Source organism: Kingella oralis (assembly GCF_014054985.1).
Lineage (GTDB): Bacteria > Pseudomonadota > Gammaproteobacteria > Burkholderiales > Neisseriaceae > Kingella_B > Kingella_B oralis.
Map to the genome: position 1 here is coordinate 1,751,697 of NZ_CP059569.1, position 17,283 is coordinate 1,768,979.

The 17,283-nt window shown below is 57.1% G+C and carries 16 protein-coding genes; 12 read left to right on the top strand and 4 right to left on the bottom strand.

All coding sequences use genetic code 11. The features are described 5' to 3' along the window. From fdxH to H3L93_RS09410, 5 genes are all read left to right on the top strand, one after another. Complete coding sequence (gene fdxH / locus H3L93_RS09390; RefSeq protein WP_003793719.1) at positions 1-915, top strand: formate dehydrogenase subunit beta; 915 nt, start codon at positions 1-3, stop codon at positions 913-915. Further along, a complete protein-coding gene (locus tag H3L93_RS09395; RefSeq protein WP_003793718.1) occupies positions 915-1,664 on the top strand; it encodes a formate dehydrogenase subunit gamma in 750 nt (249 codons plus the stop codon). Before fdxH ends, H3L93_RS09395 begins: the two co-directional genes overlap by 1 nt. Before the next feature lie 785 nt (positions 1,665-2,449). Beyond that, positions 2,450-3,253: a formate dehydrogenase accessory sulfurtransferase FdhD gene (gene fdhD, locus H3L93_RS09400; RefSeq protein ID WP_050755534.1), complete on the top strand. Its 804-nt coding sequence runs from the start codon at positions 2,450-2,452 to the stop codon at positions 3,251-3,253. Between the two features lie 44 nt (positions 3,254-3,297). Further along, entirely contained in the window at positions 3,298-4,170 is an 873-nt protein-coding gene (locus tag H3L93_RS09405) for a formate dehydrogenase accessory protein FdhE (RefSeq protein WP_003793713.1), read from the top strand. A 395-nt stretch (positions 4,171-4,565) separates the two neighbouring features. Further along, positions 4,566-7,307 carry a S8 family serine peptidase gene (locus H3L93_RS09410; RefSeq protein WP_003793711.1) on the top strand — a complete coding sequence of 914 codons (2,742 nt, stop codon included), beginning with the start codon at positions 4,566-4,568 and terminating at the stop codon, positions 7,305-7,307. A gap of 461 nt (positions 7,308-7,768) precedes the next feature. Here H3L93_RS09410 and H3L93_RS09415 read toward each other — a convergent pair whose 3' ends face one another. Further along, positions 7,769-9,289, bottom strand: coding sequence for a YfcC family protein (locus H3L93_RS09415; RefSeq protein WP_235965497.1), 1,521 nt, complete (start codon positions 9,287-9,289; stop codon positions 7,769-7,771). A gap of 247 nt (positions 9,290-9,536) precedes the next feature. Next, positions 9,537-10,592: a DUF1176 domain-containing protein gene (locus H3L93_RS09420; RefSeq protein WP_040558088.1), complete on the bottom strand. Its 1,056-nt coding sequence runs from the start codon at positions 10,590-10,592 to the stop codon at positions 9,537-9,539. Between the two features lie 165 nt (positions 10,593-10,757). Between H3L93_RS09420 and H3L93_RS09425 the strand changes: the two genes are divergently transcribed. From H3L93_RS09425 to H3L93_RS09455, 7 genes are all read left to right on the top strand, one after another. Beyond that, positions 10,758-10,895, top strand: a complete 138-nt coding sequence (locus tag H3L93_RS09425; RefSeq protein ID WP_155802928.1) for a hypothetical protein — start codon at positions 10,758-10,760, stop codon at positions 10,893-10,895. A 60-nt stretch (positions 10,896-10,955) separates the two neighbouring features. Beyond that, entirely contained in the window at positions 10,956-11,747 is a 792-nt protein-coding gene (gene nadE, locus H3L93_RS09430; protein ID WP_003793706.1) for an NAD(+) synthase, read from the top strand. Then, entirely contained in the window at positions 11,744-12,547 is an 804-nt protein-coding gene (locus H3L93_RS09435; RefSeq protein ID WP_003793705.1) for a Cof-type HAD-IIB family hydrolase, read from the top strand. Before nadE ends, H3L93_RS09435 begins: the two co-directional genes overlap by 4 nt. 266 nt (positions 12,548-12,813) lie before the next feature. Then, on the top strand, positions 12,814-14,220 hold the full coding sequence (locus H3L93_RS09440; protein WP_003793704.1) for a dihydrolipoyl dehydrogenase: 1,407 nt from the start codon (positions 12,814-12,816) through the stop codon (positions 14,218-14,220). Positions 14,221-14,752: 532 nt separating this feature from the next. Continuing rightward, positions 14,753-15,031 carry a hypothetical protein gene (locus H3L93_RS09445; protein ID WP_040558087.1) on the top strand — a complete coding sequence of 93 codons (279 nt, stop codon included), beginning with the start codon at positions 14,753-14,755 and terminating at the stop codon, positions 15,029-15,031. Beyond that, complete coding sequence (locus H3L93_RS09450) at positions 14,955-16,160, top strand: glycosyltransferase family 9 protein (protein WP_003793701.1); 1,206 nt, start codon at positions 14,955-14,957, stop codon at positions 16,158-16,160. Before H3L93_RS09445 ends, H3L93_RS09450 begins: the two co-directional genes overlap by 77 nt. A 12-nt stretch (positions 16,161-16,172) precedes the next feature. Further along, the gene (locus tag H3L93_RS09455; protein WP_003793700.1) at positions 16,173-16,739 is read left to right on the top strand and encodes a flavin reductase family protein; all 567 of its coding nucleotides are present in this window, start codon (positions 16,173-16,175) and stop codon (positions 16,737-16,739) included. A gap of 79 nt (positions 16,740-16,818) precedes the next feature. On the opposite strand, the gene H3L93_RS09460 is transcribed toward H3L93_RS09455, so the two are convergent. Together H3L93_RS09460 and H3L93_RS13385 are read right to left on the bottom strand one after the other, a co-directional pair. Next, on the bottom strand, positions 16,819-17,088 hold the full coding sequence (locus H3L93_RS09460; RefSeq protein WP_040558084.1) for a hypothetical protein: 270 nt from the start codon (positions 17,086-17,088) through the stop codon (positions 16,819-16,821). Between the two features lie 9 nt (positions 17,089-17,097). Then, the gene (locus tag H3L93_RS13385; protein WP_003793698.1) at positions 17,098-17,220 is read right to left on the bottom strand and encodes a hypothetical protein; all 123 of its coding nucleotides are present in this window, start codon (positions 17,218-17,220) and stop codon (positions 17,098-17,100) included. Positions 17,221-17,283: the final 63 nt, after the last annotated feature.

A 17,283-nucleotide genomic window follows, 5' to 3' on the forward strand; every position in this document is an offset into this window, starting at 1 on the left:
ATGGCACTGCAATCATTAGACATCAAACGCCGTTCCGCAACGGCAGAAATCACGCCGCCCCCAGGGGTGCGCAAACCGATTGAAATCGCCAAGCTGATTGACGTAACCACCTGCATCGGCTGCAAAGCCTGCCAAATGGCGTGTTCCGAGTGGAACGACATTCGCGACGAAATCGGCATCAACCACGGTGTGTACGACAACCCGATTGATTTAACGTCAAAATCTTGGACGGTGATGCGCTTTGCCGAGCACGAAGAAAACGGCAAGCTAGAATGGCTGATCCGCAAAGACGGCTGTATGCACTGCGCCGACCCAGGCTGCCTGAAAGCCTGCCCATCACCGGGGGCGATTATTCAATACGAAAACGGCATTGTGGATTTTCATCAAGAAAACTGCATTGGCTGCGGCTACTGCATCGCAGGCTGCCCGTTCAACATCCCGCGCATGGATAAAAAGGAAAACAAGGTTTACAAATGCACCTTGTGTTCCGACCGCGTGGCGGTGGGGCAAGAGCCCGCTTGCGTGAAAACCTGCCCCACGGGTGCAATCCAATTTGGCAGCAAGGAAGACATGAAACAGCTTGCCGCCGCGCGCATCAAAGATTTGAACCATCGCGGCTACAAAAACGCGGGGTTGTACGACCCGCAAGGTGTGGGCGGCACTCATGTGATGTATGTGTTGCACCATGCCGACCGCCCCAGCTTGTATAAAGGGCTGCCTGAAAATCCACACATCAGCGCAACCGTTAAGCTGTGGAAAGGCTTGTTGAAACCGTTGGCGACCTTTGGCATCGCCGCCGCCGTGGCAACGGGCTGGCTGCACTACATCACCGTAGGCCCGAACCGAGCCGAAGAAGAAGCCCCCGAAGTCATCGGCAAAGAGGGCGACATCTTGAAACGTGAGGAGGACGCATAATGAAAAAAGAACGCTTAATCCAACGCTATAAACGCGCGGAACGCTTTAACCACTGGGTGGTGGCGGGTTGCTTTGTGTTGCTTGCCATCTCGGGCTTGGCGTTTTTTTACCCCGCGTTTTTCTGGCTCACGGGCATTTTTGGCACGCCGCAGTTGGCGCGCATGGTGCATCCGATTATCGGCGTGGTGATGTTTCTCGGCTTTTTCCGCCAATTTTTGCGCTACTGGCGGCACAACTTCATCAACAAGGAAGACATCAAATGGATGATGGCGGTGCCGCAAGTGCTCAACGGGCATGAAGTGGGCGATGTGGGCAAATACAACGGCGGGCAAAAGGGGATGTTTTGGCTGATGACCGGCTGCATGCTGGTGCTCGGCGTTACCGGCATCATCGCTTGGCGGCAGTATTTTTCGGGCTATTTTGCCATCAACACCGTGCGCCTTGCCCTGCTGCTGCACGCATGGGCGGCGACCATTCTGATTGCGGGCATTATTGTGCACGTTTACGCCGCCATTTGGATACGCGGCACGGTTCGCGCCATGACCGAAGGCGTGGTTACGCAAACTTGGGCGAAAAAACACCACCCCAAATGGTATCGTGAAGTGATGGCCAGCGCGCATGAAACGCCGAGCGGCGACGGCAATGGCGACAACACAGGCTCAGGCGGCAACGCGACCGATAAGATGCAGCCTGAAAACGCAAACGAGCTGCCTGCCGCGCCTGCGGCAGGGGAACAGCCGCAAGCGTGATGCAAGCCTGTTTGCGCCCATCGTGCGGCACAAAAGGCAGCCTGAAAACTGGTTTATGCGGGTTTCAGGCTGCCTTTATTTGGTAGAATGGAAAGGGCTGTTTGGCTGGGAGATGGCGTTTCAGGCTGCCTAATCAATCGGCGTAGTGTGCGGCTTTGCCATACACGGTCTGGCAAGGTTCAAAACATTACGGGTTGGCACAATCTCGGCGAGCCTTGGATAAGCCATCACTTGCCTTTTCAGGCTGCCTTTTGCACACATCATCCAAGGCAGCCTGAAAATATAAACAACACAAGCAGGGTGTGGATGGCTTTGCCACGCACGCCGTCTCCCATACAACAGCTCTTTTCAGGCTGCCTAATCATCACAACTGTTTAATGCTGCCGCCCTCTCCCCTACGTCCAGCCGAACGCAGCATCCTTTTTTCGGGAAAAAGCGTGCGCTTGTTCGACGACGCGCATAGCACGGCTAGTTCGCACGCGCCGAAAAAAGGATGCGGGGTGAAGGAAGTCTGCGAAGCAGACCTGCACGTCGGGGTCGCCTTTCTTTTGCTTCCTTTTCTTTGGCGAAGCAAAGAAAAGGAAGTGCCCCGTCGGCACGAGACGCATGGTTAAAGCTACGCTCAAAGCCAACCATAAAGCAGCAACCTTTTTCAGGCTGCCTATCCACAGCTATTCTGTAAACAAATATAGGCAGCCTGAAAACCAAAACACGCAAAACAAATTCCCACAAAGCCCAAACAACAACCACCCACCCTATCAATCCCCCTTTTTCAGGCTGCCCCCATGCCCACCACTCCCCCCCCCATCCAAACCCGCCCCATCACACGCTATCAGCAAGGCAACTTCACCCCCATCCAAGACACCCTCGCGCAAGAAGCCCCCATCGCCCTGGTGTACAACGGCATCTCCCACGCCGTCATCATGGCAACCCCGCAAGACATTTCCCAGCTCGCGCTCGGGTTCAGCATCAGCGAACACATCCTGCAACGCCCCAGCCAGCTCTACGGCAGCGAAATCATCCACACGCCCCACGGCATAGAAGCCCGCTTGGAAATCGCCAGCGAATGCTTCGCCCAGCTCAAACAACGCCGCCGCACGCTCAACGGGCGCACAGGCTGCGGGCTGTGCGGCATAGACAGCCTCGCCGCCGCCCAGCCAAGCATCGCCCCCGTAACACGCAGCCTGAAAACCCAAGCCGCCCATATCAACCAAGCCCTCGCCCAGTTCAACCAACACCAGCCCCTGCGCCAGCAAACCGGCAGTCTGCACGCCGCCGCGTGGGTGATTGGCGGGCAAATCCAAGCCAGCTACGAAGACATCGGGCGGCACAACGCGCTAGACAAACTCATCGGGCATCTCGTGCAACACCGCGCCGACACCCAGCAAGGCTGGCTGCTGCTGTCCAGCCGCGCCAGCTACGAAATGATAGCCAAAGCCGCCAGCATCGGCATTCACACCATTGTTGCCGTCTCCGCCGCCACCGCGCTCGCCGCCCAAATCGCCGAACAAGCCCACATCACCCTAATCGGCTTTGCCAAACCCGAAAAATTCACCATCTACACCCATCCGCAATACATCACAGCCTAGCTCATCCGTTTTCAGGCTGCCTCACACACCCCAAAGGAACCCCCATGACCCCCGAACAAATCCAAAACAAACCCTTCTTCTACAAACCCTTCTACATCCCCCCCAAAGCCGACCTCTTCGCCCAACGCGCCCTCCGCTTCCAAGAACTCGCCCGGCAAGACCCCTCCTCATGGCACGACTACCTCACCATCATGGCAAACCTCGCCCAAGCGCAACAACACGCCCTAGACCAACACCCAAGGCAGCCTGAAACCGCCTTGCCGCGCGTCCCAACCGTGCCGCCGCACACCATCGGCAGCCTGAAAACCATCATCCGCCACATCGCCCCCACCCTATCCGAAGCCACCCAAGCCACCCTGCAAACCCTGCTCAACACCCCCGAAGCCGAGCTCACCGCCCTTGCCGAACGCATCCTGCAAGGCGACATCCCCGAACACGAAAAACCCTACCAAATCTGGCTGCACGCCGCCCTGCAAGTCGCCTACACCGCCCAAGCCCGACAACAAAGCGACGACACCGTCCCCCCGCAAGACGACCGCGCCCACTGCCCCAACTGCGGCAACGAAGCCATCGCCTCCGTCATCCTCAGCGGCGGCGACTGGGACGGCTTGCGCTACCAACACTGCCCCCTGTGCAACAGCCAATGGAACGCCCTGCGCGCCAAATGCACCTACTGCGGCGACCAATCCGCCATCTCCCACCAGCAAATCGACACCCTCGAAGCCCCGCCCGTTTACCAAGGCGCGCGCGCCGAATGCTGCGGCAAATGCCATCACTACCGCAAAGTTTTCCTGCACAGCCAACAACACCACGCCGACCCCGTCGCCGACGACCTCGCCAGCCTCGCCCTAGACATCCTGCTTGCCGAGCAAAACGAATACACCCGCGGCGGGCACAACCCGTTCTGGCTGGACTAACCCCAAGCCCAAGCCGTTTTCAGGCTGCCCCAAGCAACAAAAAGGCAGCCTGAAAACCGCTTCGCCCGCTTCCGCAACAGCCAAACCGCCATTTACCCTTTGCCAAAGCCTTGGATGCGGTCTGCGTAGCGAAACAGAATGGCGACGTTTTTTTACAAAGATTTCAGGCTGCCTTCCCCAAAAAGGCAGCCTGAAAACCCATCAGCCCCGCCCACCGCCGCCAAGCCCATCCCATGCAAAATAAAAAATTTCGGCGAATCACCCCATTAGCCCCGACCGCCACCGCCAGCCAAAGCACGCCCCCAAACGGGAACAAAAAATGCTGGAAAACAGGCTCCACATCAAAGCAGGCATCAGCCCCGCCCGCCCCCGATAACCCAACCCACGGAGTCCCCATGAAAAGCGCACCCTTCAAAACCATCACCCTAGCCGTGCTCGCCGCCCTGCTGTCAGCCTGCGGCGGCGGAGGCGGCGGCAGCGGTTCCGACATCCGCCCCGACTACAACGGCGGCGGCAACGGCAATAACCACACGGGCAACGGCAGCCGCCCCATTTCAGGCACATGGCAAGCCGCAGCCGCCAACGACAAAGCCGAAGCCCTGAGCGGCGACGGCGCCTACATCGGCATCGTGGACACCGGCATCAAAACCGACGGCATCGGCTTGCGCAACCGCAACGCCCGCATCAGCAAAAAAGTCATCGCCGTCTACGACAACGAACTGGTCGATTCCAACGACACCATCGGCCACGGCACCAAAATGACCGAAATCATCTTAGACCACGCCCCCCAAGCCGCCATCAATTCGGGCGTGAACAGCCCGAGCAGCGTGTATTCGTCCACAGGCCTCACCAACCTGCTGCTGGCGATGGAGCAAGGCACCAAAATCAACATCCTCAACAACTCATACGGCGACGACACCACCTCCAACAACGTCAGCATCGAATACGGCAAAAACTACGAAAAACTCAGCAACAGCTATTTGCTGCCGCTGTACCGCGAATTCGTCAACCGCAACGTGCTCGTGCTCAAAGCCGCCGGCAACGAAGACCGCACCATCACCAACGCCGGCGCCGCCCTGCCCCTTGTCGCCCCCGAGCTGGAAAAAGGCTTTCTCGCCATCAGCGCCTACGACCAAGCAAGCGGCGAGAAAACCCAAAACGCCTGCGGCGAGCTGACCAAAAACTGGTGCATCACCGCCCCCGAGCTCTTCTCCACCTACGGCATCGACACGCAAAAAACCGCCTATGTCGGCACGTCCAACGCCACCGCCTATGTTTCCGCTCTGTCTGCCCGCATCAAAAGCCGCTACGACTGGTTCAGCAACGAAGACATCAAAAACGCCCTGATTACCACCGCCATCGACAAAGGCGCGCCGGGCGTGGATGCCGTTTGGGGGCACGGCTTGGTAAACGAATCCGCCAGCCTCAACGGCTACGGACGCTTCGACAAAACCCACACCTTCAACGTGGAAGGCAACAAACGTGCCTATTTCTTCGACAACGACATTTCAGGCGCGGGCGGCATGATTAAAACAGGCAGCGACATCTTGGTGATGAACGGCAACAACACCTACACCGGCAACACCGAAATCCGCGCGGGCGAACTGGTTGCCAACGGCCATTCTGTGTCTAACCATATTGTGGGCAGCGGCGGCAAGCTCACCATCGGCGACAGCGCCGACACCATCCGCTTAGGCTCGGTCAGCAACCAAGGCACGCTGGAAGTGAACCAAGCCAATCTGCAAATCAACGGCAGCCTGAATAACCGAAACGGCAACATCAATCAAGCCATCGGCACCCGCATCAACATCAGCGGCAACGCCGACTTAACCAACAGCAGCCTCACGCTCACCGGCGTGAAAAACGGCTATGTAACCCGCCAAGGCAACACCGAAGTGCTGCTCAACGCCGAGCAAGGCATCAGCAGCGCAGCAGGCTTTGCCGTGCGCTACGGCACCCAGCTGGGCGAACTAATTAACAACAGCTACAACGTAACCGGCAAGCAAGTGAGCGTAACCACCTCGCGCCAACAAATCGGCGACGTGCTGCGCAACCAAGCCGACTACACGGGGCGCGACAAAACCATCTCCATCCTTGACGGCTTGTTAGACAAACTGGATGCGAGCAAGCTGGGCAACAGCATCACCTACGGCTACATAATGCCCACCAACGACGAACCCGTGGCGGGCGCAGGCATCGCCCAAGCCCTGCTCACCACCCGCGCGCTCAACAAAACCGTGTTCGGACTCAGCACTGAAACCGCCCGCCACGCGCAAGAACACGCCGTGAACGAAAAAATCGTCCGCAGCGACAAAACCATGCGGCAAGCCCTGATGTCCAACGCAGACGGCACGATGTGGGTGGACGCGGGCTACGGCACGTCCCACGCCCGCAACATGGCAAGCATCCACGGCGAAAGCAAGGATTACAGCCAATCGCTCGGCTTGGCGCGCCACTTCGGCGCAGACGGCAAACACGGGCTTGCCGTGCAACTGAGTAACCTGTCGCACAAATGGACGGAAAGCTACGGCGGCTTGAACAAAAAAATCACCACGCGCGGCGCGGGCTTGGAAGGCGCGTACACGTTTAACCAAGGCGGCTACTGGCTTTCCGCCATGCTGGGCGCGGACTTCCTGAAAGCCAAAACCGACTTCGGCTCAGACCGTGGCAACCAATATCTATTCGGCATCGCCGCAGGCAAAGCGTTCAACTTTGACCGTTTCGGCATCATGCCCAGCATCAGCCTGCAACACGCCCGCATCAACGGCTTGGACTACAACCTCAACCGCTACGGCGCGGATTTGGTTTCCGCCGACAACGTGAAAACCCGCGAAACCAGCGCTGCCATCGGCGTGGACGGCTTGTGGAAAATCGACGAAAAAGGCAAATGGACGCTCAACGCAGGCTTGAAACTGCGCGAAATCCTCAACGGCAAAACCCGCTACACCGCCAACTACGGCGGCATCAAAACCAACGTGCGCGAATCGTATTCAGGACACCGCCCCAACATCGCCCTCACTGTGGGCACGAACTACCACATCACCGACAGCCTGAACGTGTACCTCAACGGCGCGTATGAAAACGGCCGATACCGCAACAAACGCGCGGCAAACGTGGGCTTGGGTTGGAAGTTCTGAACCATCGTTCTCGCAAAGCCGAACGGCAGCCTGAAAACGACTGCTGACAAAAATCCGCATTTTGCTTCCACCCAAGCAAAGTGCGGATGATTGTTTTCAGGCTGCCTTAACTGTTTACCCAGCCATCTGAGGCAGCCTGAAACCTTTGCCAAGCCTAATCTATGGCGCGTCGGCGGCTCGCCGACATTTTGCCAATCAGCAAAGCCATGTTGAAGCAACTATTTGGCGACGAGCCGTCGCCGCTCCATTTTAGATTTCAGGCTGCCTCAACCCTCAACTGTTTGCAAACCATAAGGCAGCCTGAAAACAGCAAAGCCGCTTGGCACAATGCCCAACGGTTTTTACCGGATAGCTTGAGATTGGATTTCAGGCTGCCTCACTTCCCTATCCCAACAAATAAACCAGCCCACCGGAACCCCAAGTTCCAATGGGCTGATTTCTATCTATCCGCTGACAAACAGCTAACTCAACGCCACTTCCGTCAGCAGCATCACCGTCGCAATCGCCAGCAACGCCCCAATCATCGGCAGCACAAATTTTACCCATTTGTTAAACGGAATATTCAGCATTTGCAGGGTAACCAGCACCAAACCGGTCGGTGCAAGGAACAGCATCGCATATTGCCCCCACATATACGCGCTCACCACAATATGGCGCGGCACGCCCACCGTATCCGCCAGCGGAGCCATAATCGGCATAGACAGCACCGCCAAGCCAGAAGAAGACGGCACAATCAAGCCTAGGAAGAAGAACACCACCAGTTGCGCCATAATAAACAGAGCGGGCGGCATACCTGTTACCAAGTGGGTGGAGAAATCCAAAATGGTATCGGAAATCAAGCCCTCTTCCAGCACCATGTTCACGCCGCGCGCCAAGCCGATAATCAGCGACACGCCCACTAATTCAGATGCACCTTTGGTAAACGAGTTCACAATATCCTGCTCGCTCAGCCCCGACAAAATCATCACAAAAAACGCAATGGTTAAGAACGAAGCCGCCATTTGCGGGAACCACCAGCCGCGCGACATCACGCCCCACACCAAAATAGGGAACGCCGCCACAAACAGCACCAAAATCACTTTTTTGCGCCAGTCAAACGCCACTTCGCCTTCGGCTTTCACATCTTGCATATACAATTTGTAAAATTCCTCGCGGTCTTCATAAGTGTACGAGAAGCTGGGGTCGGCTTTGATTTTGTTGGTGTACCAGCGCAGGTAGGCAATCACGCAGCCCACGCCCAGCACCAAGCCAATCGCGCGCGGCACTATGCCTTGCGTGAACACAATCCCCGCCGCGTTAGACGCAATCACCACCGAGAACGGGTTGATGGTGGAAAACGCCGTCCCCATCGACGAAGCCAAGAAAATCGCGCCCACGCACACAATGGAATCATAGCCCAGCGACAAGAACACGGGCACCAAAATCGGATAGAACGCCACCGCTTCTTCTTCCATGCCGCAGGTTGTGCCGCCCAACGCCATCAATACGCAAACCATGAACACAATCATAAATTCATTGCCTTTGCTGCGTTTGGAAAGCGCGGTTAAGCCCGCGTTGAATGCGCCGGTTTTGTTAATCACGCCGATTAAGCCGCCGAGCACAAAGATAAACGCCATCACATCTGCGCCTTCAATCGTGCCACGCACCATGCTTTCAGCAATATCGCCCAAGCCTTTGGGGTGTTGCGGCACACGCTGATAGCTGTTGGGAATGGCGATGGGCTTGCGAATCACGCCGTCGGTAAAGTTTTTCAGCTCAATTTTGATGTTGAGTTTGTCCAAAGTTTCTTTGGTGGCGGGCATGGTGGTGTCTGCCTCGCCGTGTTTTTTGATGACAAACACTTTCTCGGTTGAGTTGTAAGTCAGTTTTGAATAAGTACCAGAAGGGACGATCCATGTTGCGCCCACGGCAATCACCATGATGATGAGCAAAATGGTGAACGCGGAGGGGAAATGGAACGGTTTTTTTACTTTCTTCTCCATCATAAGCTCCTTAAATCGCAGCGCACGCTTTCAAACAACCAAAACGCTGCTGCATCTTGTTCAAACGTTACAAAAAGATACAAGTAGAAAACAGCTTGAAATTGGCAAATTACACGATTTTTATTGCTTAGTTTTTCCGAATTCTAGACCTATTCGCCCAATCTGTCTTAATTTAGGTCAATTTGTTTTAACTTATTTTCATTGTTTGTTGATATAAATTTACACGGATTTCTGTTAAGCAGCCCGCTTATTTTTCGCGGTGGATTTCCGATGTGGTGCGATAAAAATCCCATGCGCCGCCGGGGAAGCCTCGGCACAGCCCGGTATCTTTTTCTTCGGCAAGCACAAATTCCGTGCCGTTCCATGCGTAGGTTTCGGTGGATACGCAATCGCCTAAGCCGCGCCCTTTCAAGCCCGCGTTGAGCAAGCCGTTTTGGTAGCCCTCACCCATATTGCCAAGCAAGCCGATATGTTTTTTCACCGTTTTGCCTTTGCCGTCGGTAAGGAAATAGTCATCCATGCCTTGATACGCGCCGCGTCCGCAGAAAACGGATAACAGCGCGTTGTCTTTATCAATCGGATACAGCGCCATGTCTTCTTTTTCGTCATCCGCACAGCCGTAGCTATCGCTTTGTAACTCTTTGGGCGAGGCGGCGTTGCGCGCGGCAAGCAGTTGCGCCAGCAGGTTTTTGTAGCCTTTGCTGCCGTATTTGATGATAACGGGCTTGGCGGGCAACACGCTCGGCACGGTGATAACGGGCTTGGGCTGGGCGGCAAGCACGGTTTTTTGCTCGTTGCCGATATGGATAAACGCGCCGGGCGTGCCTTCGCGCTGTTGGAAAGTGTCCGCGTGCAGTAGGGTTACGTTTGCGCCTTCGTTGGACAGCATCCACGTTTCGTTTTGGTGTCGGAAGGTAACGCTTTGCCCGCGTTTTACGGCGGTGAGCAGGGCTTGGGTTTGGCTGCCGCTTAATTTGCCGTAACCCGAATTTTTATCCAAGACAACTTGCCCGTGCGCTTTGCCGTCAATCAACAATTCCGCATTGGGTAATTCTTTTTCGCTCATCAGATAAACTTCGCCCTCAATCGGCGTGTTTTCGCCTGCGGCGCGGGTAAACAGCACGCTCGCCGGCTTGTCGCTGCCTGATTCCGAGTAGCCTGCGATGCGGCAAGTGCCTGTGTTGTCGCATTGCATTTCCCAGTCTTTTTCAATTTGCCCCACGCCTTGGATGGGTGCGGCGTGCGGCGTTGCGGCGGCGGCAAAAGCGGCGGCGAGGATGCTCAAGCGGACGGCGTGTTTCATGATGATTCCTTTCATAGTGAACAATCGGCTAAAACCCTGTATTCGCAATCATTATAGATATTTTGCGGCTTGTTGCGCCGATGTTTTCGCCATACGGACACATGGGGGGCATTTTCAGGCTGCCTTTGCCCATTGCGGCAGCCTGCGCAGCATCATTTAAAACCCTTGCCCCGCCATAATGCCCGCTTGTTGCCGCCCACTTTGCCCGCCGAAGCAAAGCGCGTGGGCGCGGCTTGCTATAATGCGGTTTTCAGGCTGCCTCAAACCACCGCTCATCCAATCAGGCAGCCTGAAAACCAATAGAGGCAGCCTGCAAAGCGTAGCGGCGTTGCGAAGCGAAAACCCGTTCACAAAGGAAACCCCATGCAAACGCAAAAAATCATCCAACACATCATCAACTGGCTGCGCGATTATGCCGTGCAAGCCCGCGCCCAAGGCTTTGTGGTGGGCGTGTCGGGCGGCATTGATTCTGCCGTGGTCTCCACGCTCTGCGCGCAAACCGCGCTGCCCACGCTGCTGCTCAATATGCCCATCCGCCAAAAGATTGACCAATTTGACCGCGCCGCCGAACACATCGCCGCACTGGTTGCCCAATATGCCAACGCACGCGGCGAAACCGTGGATTTAACGCCCACCTTTGAGCAATTTGAACGCACCGTGCTTACAGGCAGCCTGAAAAGCCCCAACCAAGATTTAGCCATGGCAAACACCCGCTCGCGCCTGCGCATGACCGCGCTGTATTACTACGGGCAAATCAACGGTCTGCTGGTGGCGGGCACGGGCAACAAAGTGGAAGACTTCGGCGTGGGCTTTTTCACCAAATACGGCGACGGCGGCGTGGACATCAGCCCGATTGCCGATCTGCTCAAAACGCAAGTGTATGCAATCGCCAAAGAACTGGGCATCGCCCAATCCATCCAAACCGCCGCGCCCACCGACGGGCTGTGGGATGGCGAGCGCACCGACGAGCAACAAATGGGCGCAAGCTATCCCGAGCTGGAACGCGCGATGGCGCAATTTGAACGCGGCATCACGCGCGACGCGCTATCAGGACGCGAGCAAGAAGTGTTTGACATCTTTGTGAAACTCAACCGCGCCACCCAACACAAAATCCAACCCATCCCCGTTTGCACCATCCCCAAAGAATATTTATGAAACCCCAGCCCAAAATCATCTTTTTTGACATCGACGAAACGCTGTACATCAACCGCGGCAAAAAAACCGTCCCCGAAAGCGCCAAAACTGCGCTCAAACTGTTGAAGCAAAAAGGCATCATCACCGCCATCGCCACAGGGCGCACCATTCCCTCCATGCCGCCCAAAATCGTGGAACTGATTGCAGAATGCGGCATCGACATGATTGTCTCGCTCAACGGGCAATATGTGGAATACCAAGGCAAAGCCCTTGCCAAGTTCCCGCTGGATAACGCCCTGCTCACCCGGTTTTCAGGCTGCCTCAAAGTGCGCGGCATCGCCCACATGCTTGCCACGCGCGAAGGCTTGTTTGCCATTGCGGAAAACCGCTATCTGCAAGAGGCGCTCGGCTCGCTGGGCATCAGCTACCAATCCGACCCCGCCGCCTGCGGCAAATACGACACCTACCAACTGCTCGGCTTTTACCCCGCCGAACAAGATGCCGAAATCGCCCCGCTGCTGCCGCCCTCGCTGCAAATCATCCGCTGGCATCCCAGCGGCGTGGACATGCTGGACAAAGCCGGCTCAAAAGCGCGCGGCATCGCCGCCGCGTTGGACAAATTGGGCATCAGCATCGCCGACAGCATGGCGTTTGGCGACGGGCCGAACGATTTGGAAATGATTGCCGGCGTGGGCTTCGGCGTGGCGATGGGCAACGCCGTGCCCGAGTTGAAAGCCGTTGCCGATTACGTTTGCCCCGCCATCGACGAAGACGGCATTTATCGCGGCTTGGTGGATTTGGGCGTGATTGAAGCAGCATAGCGGCAGCAAGAACATAGTTTCAGGCTGCCTATGCGTAACGCCCTGAGGCAGCCTGAAACCGGAATGGAGCGGCGACGGCTCGTCGCCAAATGCTGATAAGATAAGGCTGAAACCAAGTCGGCGAGCCGCCGACGCTCCACCGCTCGCAGGTTGGACAAAGTTTTCAGGCTGCCCAAACACCCGAATTAAATCTTTTAATCAAAATCAACCGCAATCTGAAATACAATAGCGAAACTTTATTATCCGAATCCCGAAAGGAACGCATCATGAAACAAATCCAAGCAGACGTTGTAGTGATTGGCGGCGGCACGGCAGGCATGGGCGCATACCGCAATGCCCTGTTGCACACGCCCAATGTTTATCTGATTGAAGGCAACGTATTCGGCACCACCTGCGCGCGCGTGGGCTGCATGCCCTCCAAGCTGATGATTGCCGCCGCCGAAGCGCGGCACCACGCGCTGCACACCGACCCGTTCGGCGTGCATTTGGACAAATCGTCCGTGCGCGTGGACGGCGCGGAAGTGATGAACCGCGTGAAATCCGAGCGCGACCGTTTCGTCGGCTTTGTGGTGGAGGACGTGATGGCGTGGGACGAAAGCAAACGCATCATGGGACACGCCAAATTTATCGACGAACACACCGTCCAAGTGGACGACCACACACAAATCCGCGCCGACCGCATCGTTATCGCCACCGGTTCGCGCCCCGTGGTGTTCCCGCAATGGCAGTCCTTGGGCGACAAACTGATTGTGAACGACGACGTGTTCTCGTGGGACACGCTGCCTGAAAGCGTTGCCGTGTTCGGGCCGGGCGTGATTGGCTTGGAGCTGGGGCAGGCGCTGAACCGCTTGGGCGTGCGCGTGGAAATCTTCGGCTTGGGCGGCTTGCTCGGCGGCATTTCCGACCCCGTGGTGCTGCAAGAAGCCGTTGAAATTTTTGGCGCGGAGATGACGCTGCATCTGGATGCCCAAACCGAAACGCAATTAACCGCCGAGGGCAAAGTGCAGGTGCGCTGGACGCAAGAGGGCGAGCGCGGCACGTTCACGGCGGATTATCTGCTGGCGGCAACAGGCCGCCGCCCGAATGTGGACAATTTGGGCTTGGAAAACCTGCCCATTGAGCTGGACGCGCGCGGCGTGCCCGTTGCCGACCCGCACACCATGCAAACCAGCATCCCGCATATTTTCATCGCGGGCGATGCGTCCAACCAACTGCCGCTGCTGCACGAAGCCGCCGACCAAGGCAAAATCGCGGGCGACAACGCGGGACGTTTCCCCAACGTGCAAGCAGGCTTGCGCCGCAGCCTGCTGGGCGTGGTGTTCACCCATCCGCAAATCGCAACGGTGGGCGCGCGTTTTGCCACGTTGCAAGCGCAGTATGGCGAGCGTTTTGAGCGCGATGTGGTTATCGGGCAAGTGTCGTTCCGCAACCAAGGGCGCAGCCGCGTGATGCTGGTGAACAAAGGGGTGTTGCGCGTGTATGCCGACAAGGCGACGGGGCGGCTGCTGGGCGCGGAAGCGATTGGACCTGCGGTGGAACACTTGGCGCACCTGCTGGCTTGGGCGCATCAAATGCACATGACCATCCCGCAAATGCTGGAAATGCCGTTCTATCATCCCGTGATTGAAGAGGGTTTGCGCACGGCGTTGCGCGATGCGGCGGCGAAGCTGTAACACGCCGCACCCAACCACTGAGGCAGCCTGAAACGCGCGGCGGAACGGAGAAACCGAACCGGCAAACCGTTTTCAGGCTGCCCTTTTTCGCGGGCAACAGCGGGCGGTTATCAACATGCAACGCAAAGGCAGCCTGAAACCTTTACCTCCCAAAGGCAGCCTGAAAAACCAAACCGTTTGGTGTGCCGTTCATCGCGCCAAACGGTTTTTTGCCGGGCAGGCGGGTTTCAGTTTCGCAACACCGCATCGCGGACTGAACCCTTTGTCCAATCCAAAGGCAGCCTGAAACGCCCCCTTATCCGCCCAAAACCTGCCATTGTTGGTATGATTGCGTTTACACAATCCTAACCTAACCCATTAGAGTTTTAACATGAAACCCAACTGGCTACTGATTACCCAAAACGACGACCACAGCTATCTCGACCATTTTGCCCCAACCCTGCAAGAACACCCCGCCGATGTGGGCGTGGCGTAGGGCAGCCCTGACACGGTTCACTATCTGCCCAACCTCGCCGACGCCCATTACGACACCGTGCTGGTTGCGCATGCCGTGCTGCAAAACGCCCCCGTGGAAGCCTATGCCCACTGGCTGCGCGTGCTCAAACCCGAAGGCAGCCTGTGCCTGCGATGCAACAGTTTTGACGCAATCAAATCCGCGCTGGTGCAACTGAACACCGTCATCGCCGACATCCGCACGCTCGATAACCATTCGTTTGTGCTGGTGAAAAAACCCTATGACGCGGGCGACCCCAGCTTTTTGCTCACCTTGGGCGCGGAAAAAGAAGCCCGGCAAGCCGGACGAAGCGATTGAGCTATACCGCCAAGCCGCGCTGTGGCACGCCGCCAACGAGCAAACCTACTACCGCCAATTCATGCTCTACCAACGGCTAGGCTGGCACGCGCCGGCAGAAAAAGCCGCGCAACAGTTTTACCTGTGCCGGCAAACGCCCGCGCTCAAATTCCAGCAAGCCCAGCTTGTTTTGCAAATGCAAGACTACCCGCGCGGTTTCCGCCAGCGCGAAAAAGCGGTAGCAAACGTGGCGCTGTATCATCGCAGCCCTTTCCCGCCCGAAGGCGACGACATTTTGGCAAAACGCTGGCAACGCCAATCGCCCAAAGGCAAGACTTTTGTGATTTGGAGCGAGCTGGGGCTGAGCGACGAAATCATGTTTGCCCAACTGGCGCATCTGTTCAAACGCCAGCTGGGCGTGGCGAAACTGATTGTGCTGGCGCACGCCGATGCCGCCGCCCTGCTCCAAACCCATCCCGATATCGACGAAGCGTTTGACGTGGCAACATGGCACGAGCATTTAACCGAATTTGATTTTTGGAAATTTCCCTACGCGCTGCTCACGCGGTTTGACCGCCCGTTTGAAACGCTGCCCAAACGCCATCCCTATCTGTTTGCCGAGAAAGCGCAAAAACGCCGTTTCATCGGCGTGTTCCCGCTGAACCGCAGCCGCGCGCGCATCGGCTTGGCGTGGCGCAACGCCGACATCCCCGAGGACGACATCCGCTCCGTATACGATGTGCAAGACTTGGACGCGCTGGTTGCCGCCGCGCCCGACGCGCATTGGGTGTGCCTGCAACAAAACCTCACCGCCGCAGAAAAACAATGGCTGGAAAAACACCGCATCGCGCAGTTTTCCGATGAAATCGGCGGCTTGGCGGATTTGGCGGGCTTGATGGCGCATTTGGATTTCGTGGTCAGCACCGATACGCCCGTTATCCATTTGGCGGGGGCGATGGGCATTGAGGGCGCGGTGATGCTGTCTGCGCCTGCTTACGCCTGGAACTGGGGGATAGTGGGCAGCAAACGCAATATGTGGTATCCCACCGTGGAAAATTGGCACGCGCCCCACCCGCTGGCAAGCTGGCGCGAAATCATCAGCGAGGCGGCGCAACACCTGCACGCGCATCTGCACAACCGAACGTTTTAAGGCAAACACACGATGACCATCCAATCTATTCCTTTACCCAAAGCCTTTCGCCTGCTCAACCACGGGCCCGTTTTGCTGGTTTCAGGCTGCCACAACGGCACGGACAACGCGATGGCGGCGGCTTGGGGCTGTCCGCTGGATTACAACCCCTGCCGCTTAACGGTGGTGCTGGACAAATTGGCGTTTACGCGCAATCTGATTGAGCAAAGCGGGCGTTTTGCCGTGCAGATTCCCGTGCAGGCGCAGGCAGAACTGGTGCTGGCCATGGGGCGCAGCAGCCGCAACGCCAATCCGCGCAAAATGGATAATGTGCCGCTGTTTCGCCAAGCGGGGTTTGATGTGCCGCTGGTGGCGGGCTGTGCGGCGTGGCTGGCGTGCCGCGTGTTACCCGAGCCGCACAATCAGCAGGCGTATGATTTGTTTATCGGCGAAGTGGAAGCGGCGTGGGCAGACGATGCGGTGTTCCGCGACGGGCATTGGCGGTTTGACGAGGCGGGCGACGATTGGCGCACGCTGCATTATGTGTCGGGCGGGCAGTTTTACGCGATTGGGCGGGGGCTGGATTTGGGGGAGCGGTAAGACACAACAAAGGCAGCCTGAAAACGGGTTTTTCCATTTTCAGGCTGCCTTTTTGTCTTCATATCAAGCTGGGCGGCAATCACCAAAACGGCGCAGGCAGTTTGCGCGCGCAAAAATGCGCCGCCGCCGATTGGAAACAGGTATAACGCGCCCGCTTGGCGTTGCCGGTTTGCTTAAACGCGCCGTTGCGATGGTACACCGCCAGCGGCGCATCGCCGTGCCGGTAACGCCACGTTTGCGTATCGGCTTGGTATTCGGCGGTAAAGTCATACTGCTTTTGCCCGATTTGATAGCTCGCCGATTGCACATCGGGCAGATTGGGGCGCGGCGCGGAAGACACCACTTGCACGCGGCAGCGTTACGCTTTTTCAGGCTGCCCGTTGGCGCGCACCAAGCGGCATTGCGTGTCTTTCAGCTGCGGAATGTCGGCGTGTGCCGACAATGCCGACAGCGCGGCGCCGATGAGTAAAATTTTCTTCATAGCCTTCTTTCAAAAATATTCGTTATAGAAAAGGCAGCCTGAAATCCATTTTCAGGCTGCCTT

Excerpts from the sequence above, each read along its gene's own strand:
- fdxH (WP_003793719.1), top strand. The coding sequence starts at position 1 with ATGGCACTGCAATCATTAGACATCAAACGCCGTTCCGCAACGGCAGAA.
- H3L93_RS09395 (WP_003793718.1), top strand. The coding sequence starts at position 915 with ATGAAAAAAGAACGCTTAATCCAACGCTATAAACGCGCGGAACGCTTT.
- H3L93_RS09420 (WP_040558088.1), bottom strand. The coding sequence starts at position 10,592 with ATGAAACACGCCGTCCGCTTGAGCATCCTCGCCGCCGCTTTTGCCGCC.
- H3L93_RS09450 (WP_003793701.1), top strand. The coding sequence starts at position 14,955 with ATGACGCGGGCGACCCCAGCTTTTTGCTCACCTTGGGCGCGGAAAAAG.
- H3L93_RS09410 (WP_003793711.1), top strand. The coding sequence starts at position 4,566 with ATGAAAAGCGCACCCTTCAAAACCATCACCCTAGCCGTGCTCGCCGCC.
- nadE (WP_003793706.1), top strand. The coding sequence starts at position 10,956 with ATGCAAACGCAAAAAATCATCCAACACATCATCAACTGGCTGCGCGAT.
- H3L93_RS13385 (WP_003793698.1), bottom strand. The coding sequence starts at position 17,220 with ATGAAGAAAATTTTACTCATCGGCGCCGCGCTGTCGGCATTGTCGGCA.
- fdhD (WP_050755534.1), top strand. The coding sequence starts at position 2,450 with ATGCCCACCACTCCCCCCCCCATCCAAACCCGCCCCATCACACGCTAT.
- H3L93_RS09440 (WP_003793704.1), top strand. The coding sequence starts at position 12,814 with ATGAAACAAATCCAAGCAGACGTTGTAGTGATTGGCGGCGGCACGGCA.
- H3L93_RS09435 (WP_003793705.1), top strand. The coding sequence starts at position 11,744 with ATGAAACCCCAGCCCAAAATCATCTTTTTTGACATCGACGAAACGCTG.
- H3L93_RS09405 (WP_003793713.1), top strand. The coding sequence starts at position 3,298 with ATGACCCCCGAACAAATCCAAAACAAACCCTTCTTCTACAAACCCTTC.
- H3L93_RS09455 (WP_003793700.1), top strand. The coding sequence starts at position 16,173 with ATGACCATCCAATCTATTCCTTTACCCAAAGCCTTTCGCCTGCTCAAC.
- H3L93_RS09415 (WP_235965497.1), bottom strand. The coding sequence starts at position 9,289 with ATGGAGAAGAAAGTAAAAAAACCGTTCCATTTCCCCTCCGCGTTCACC.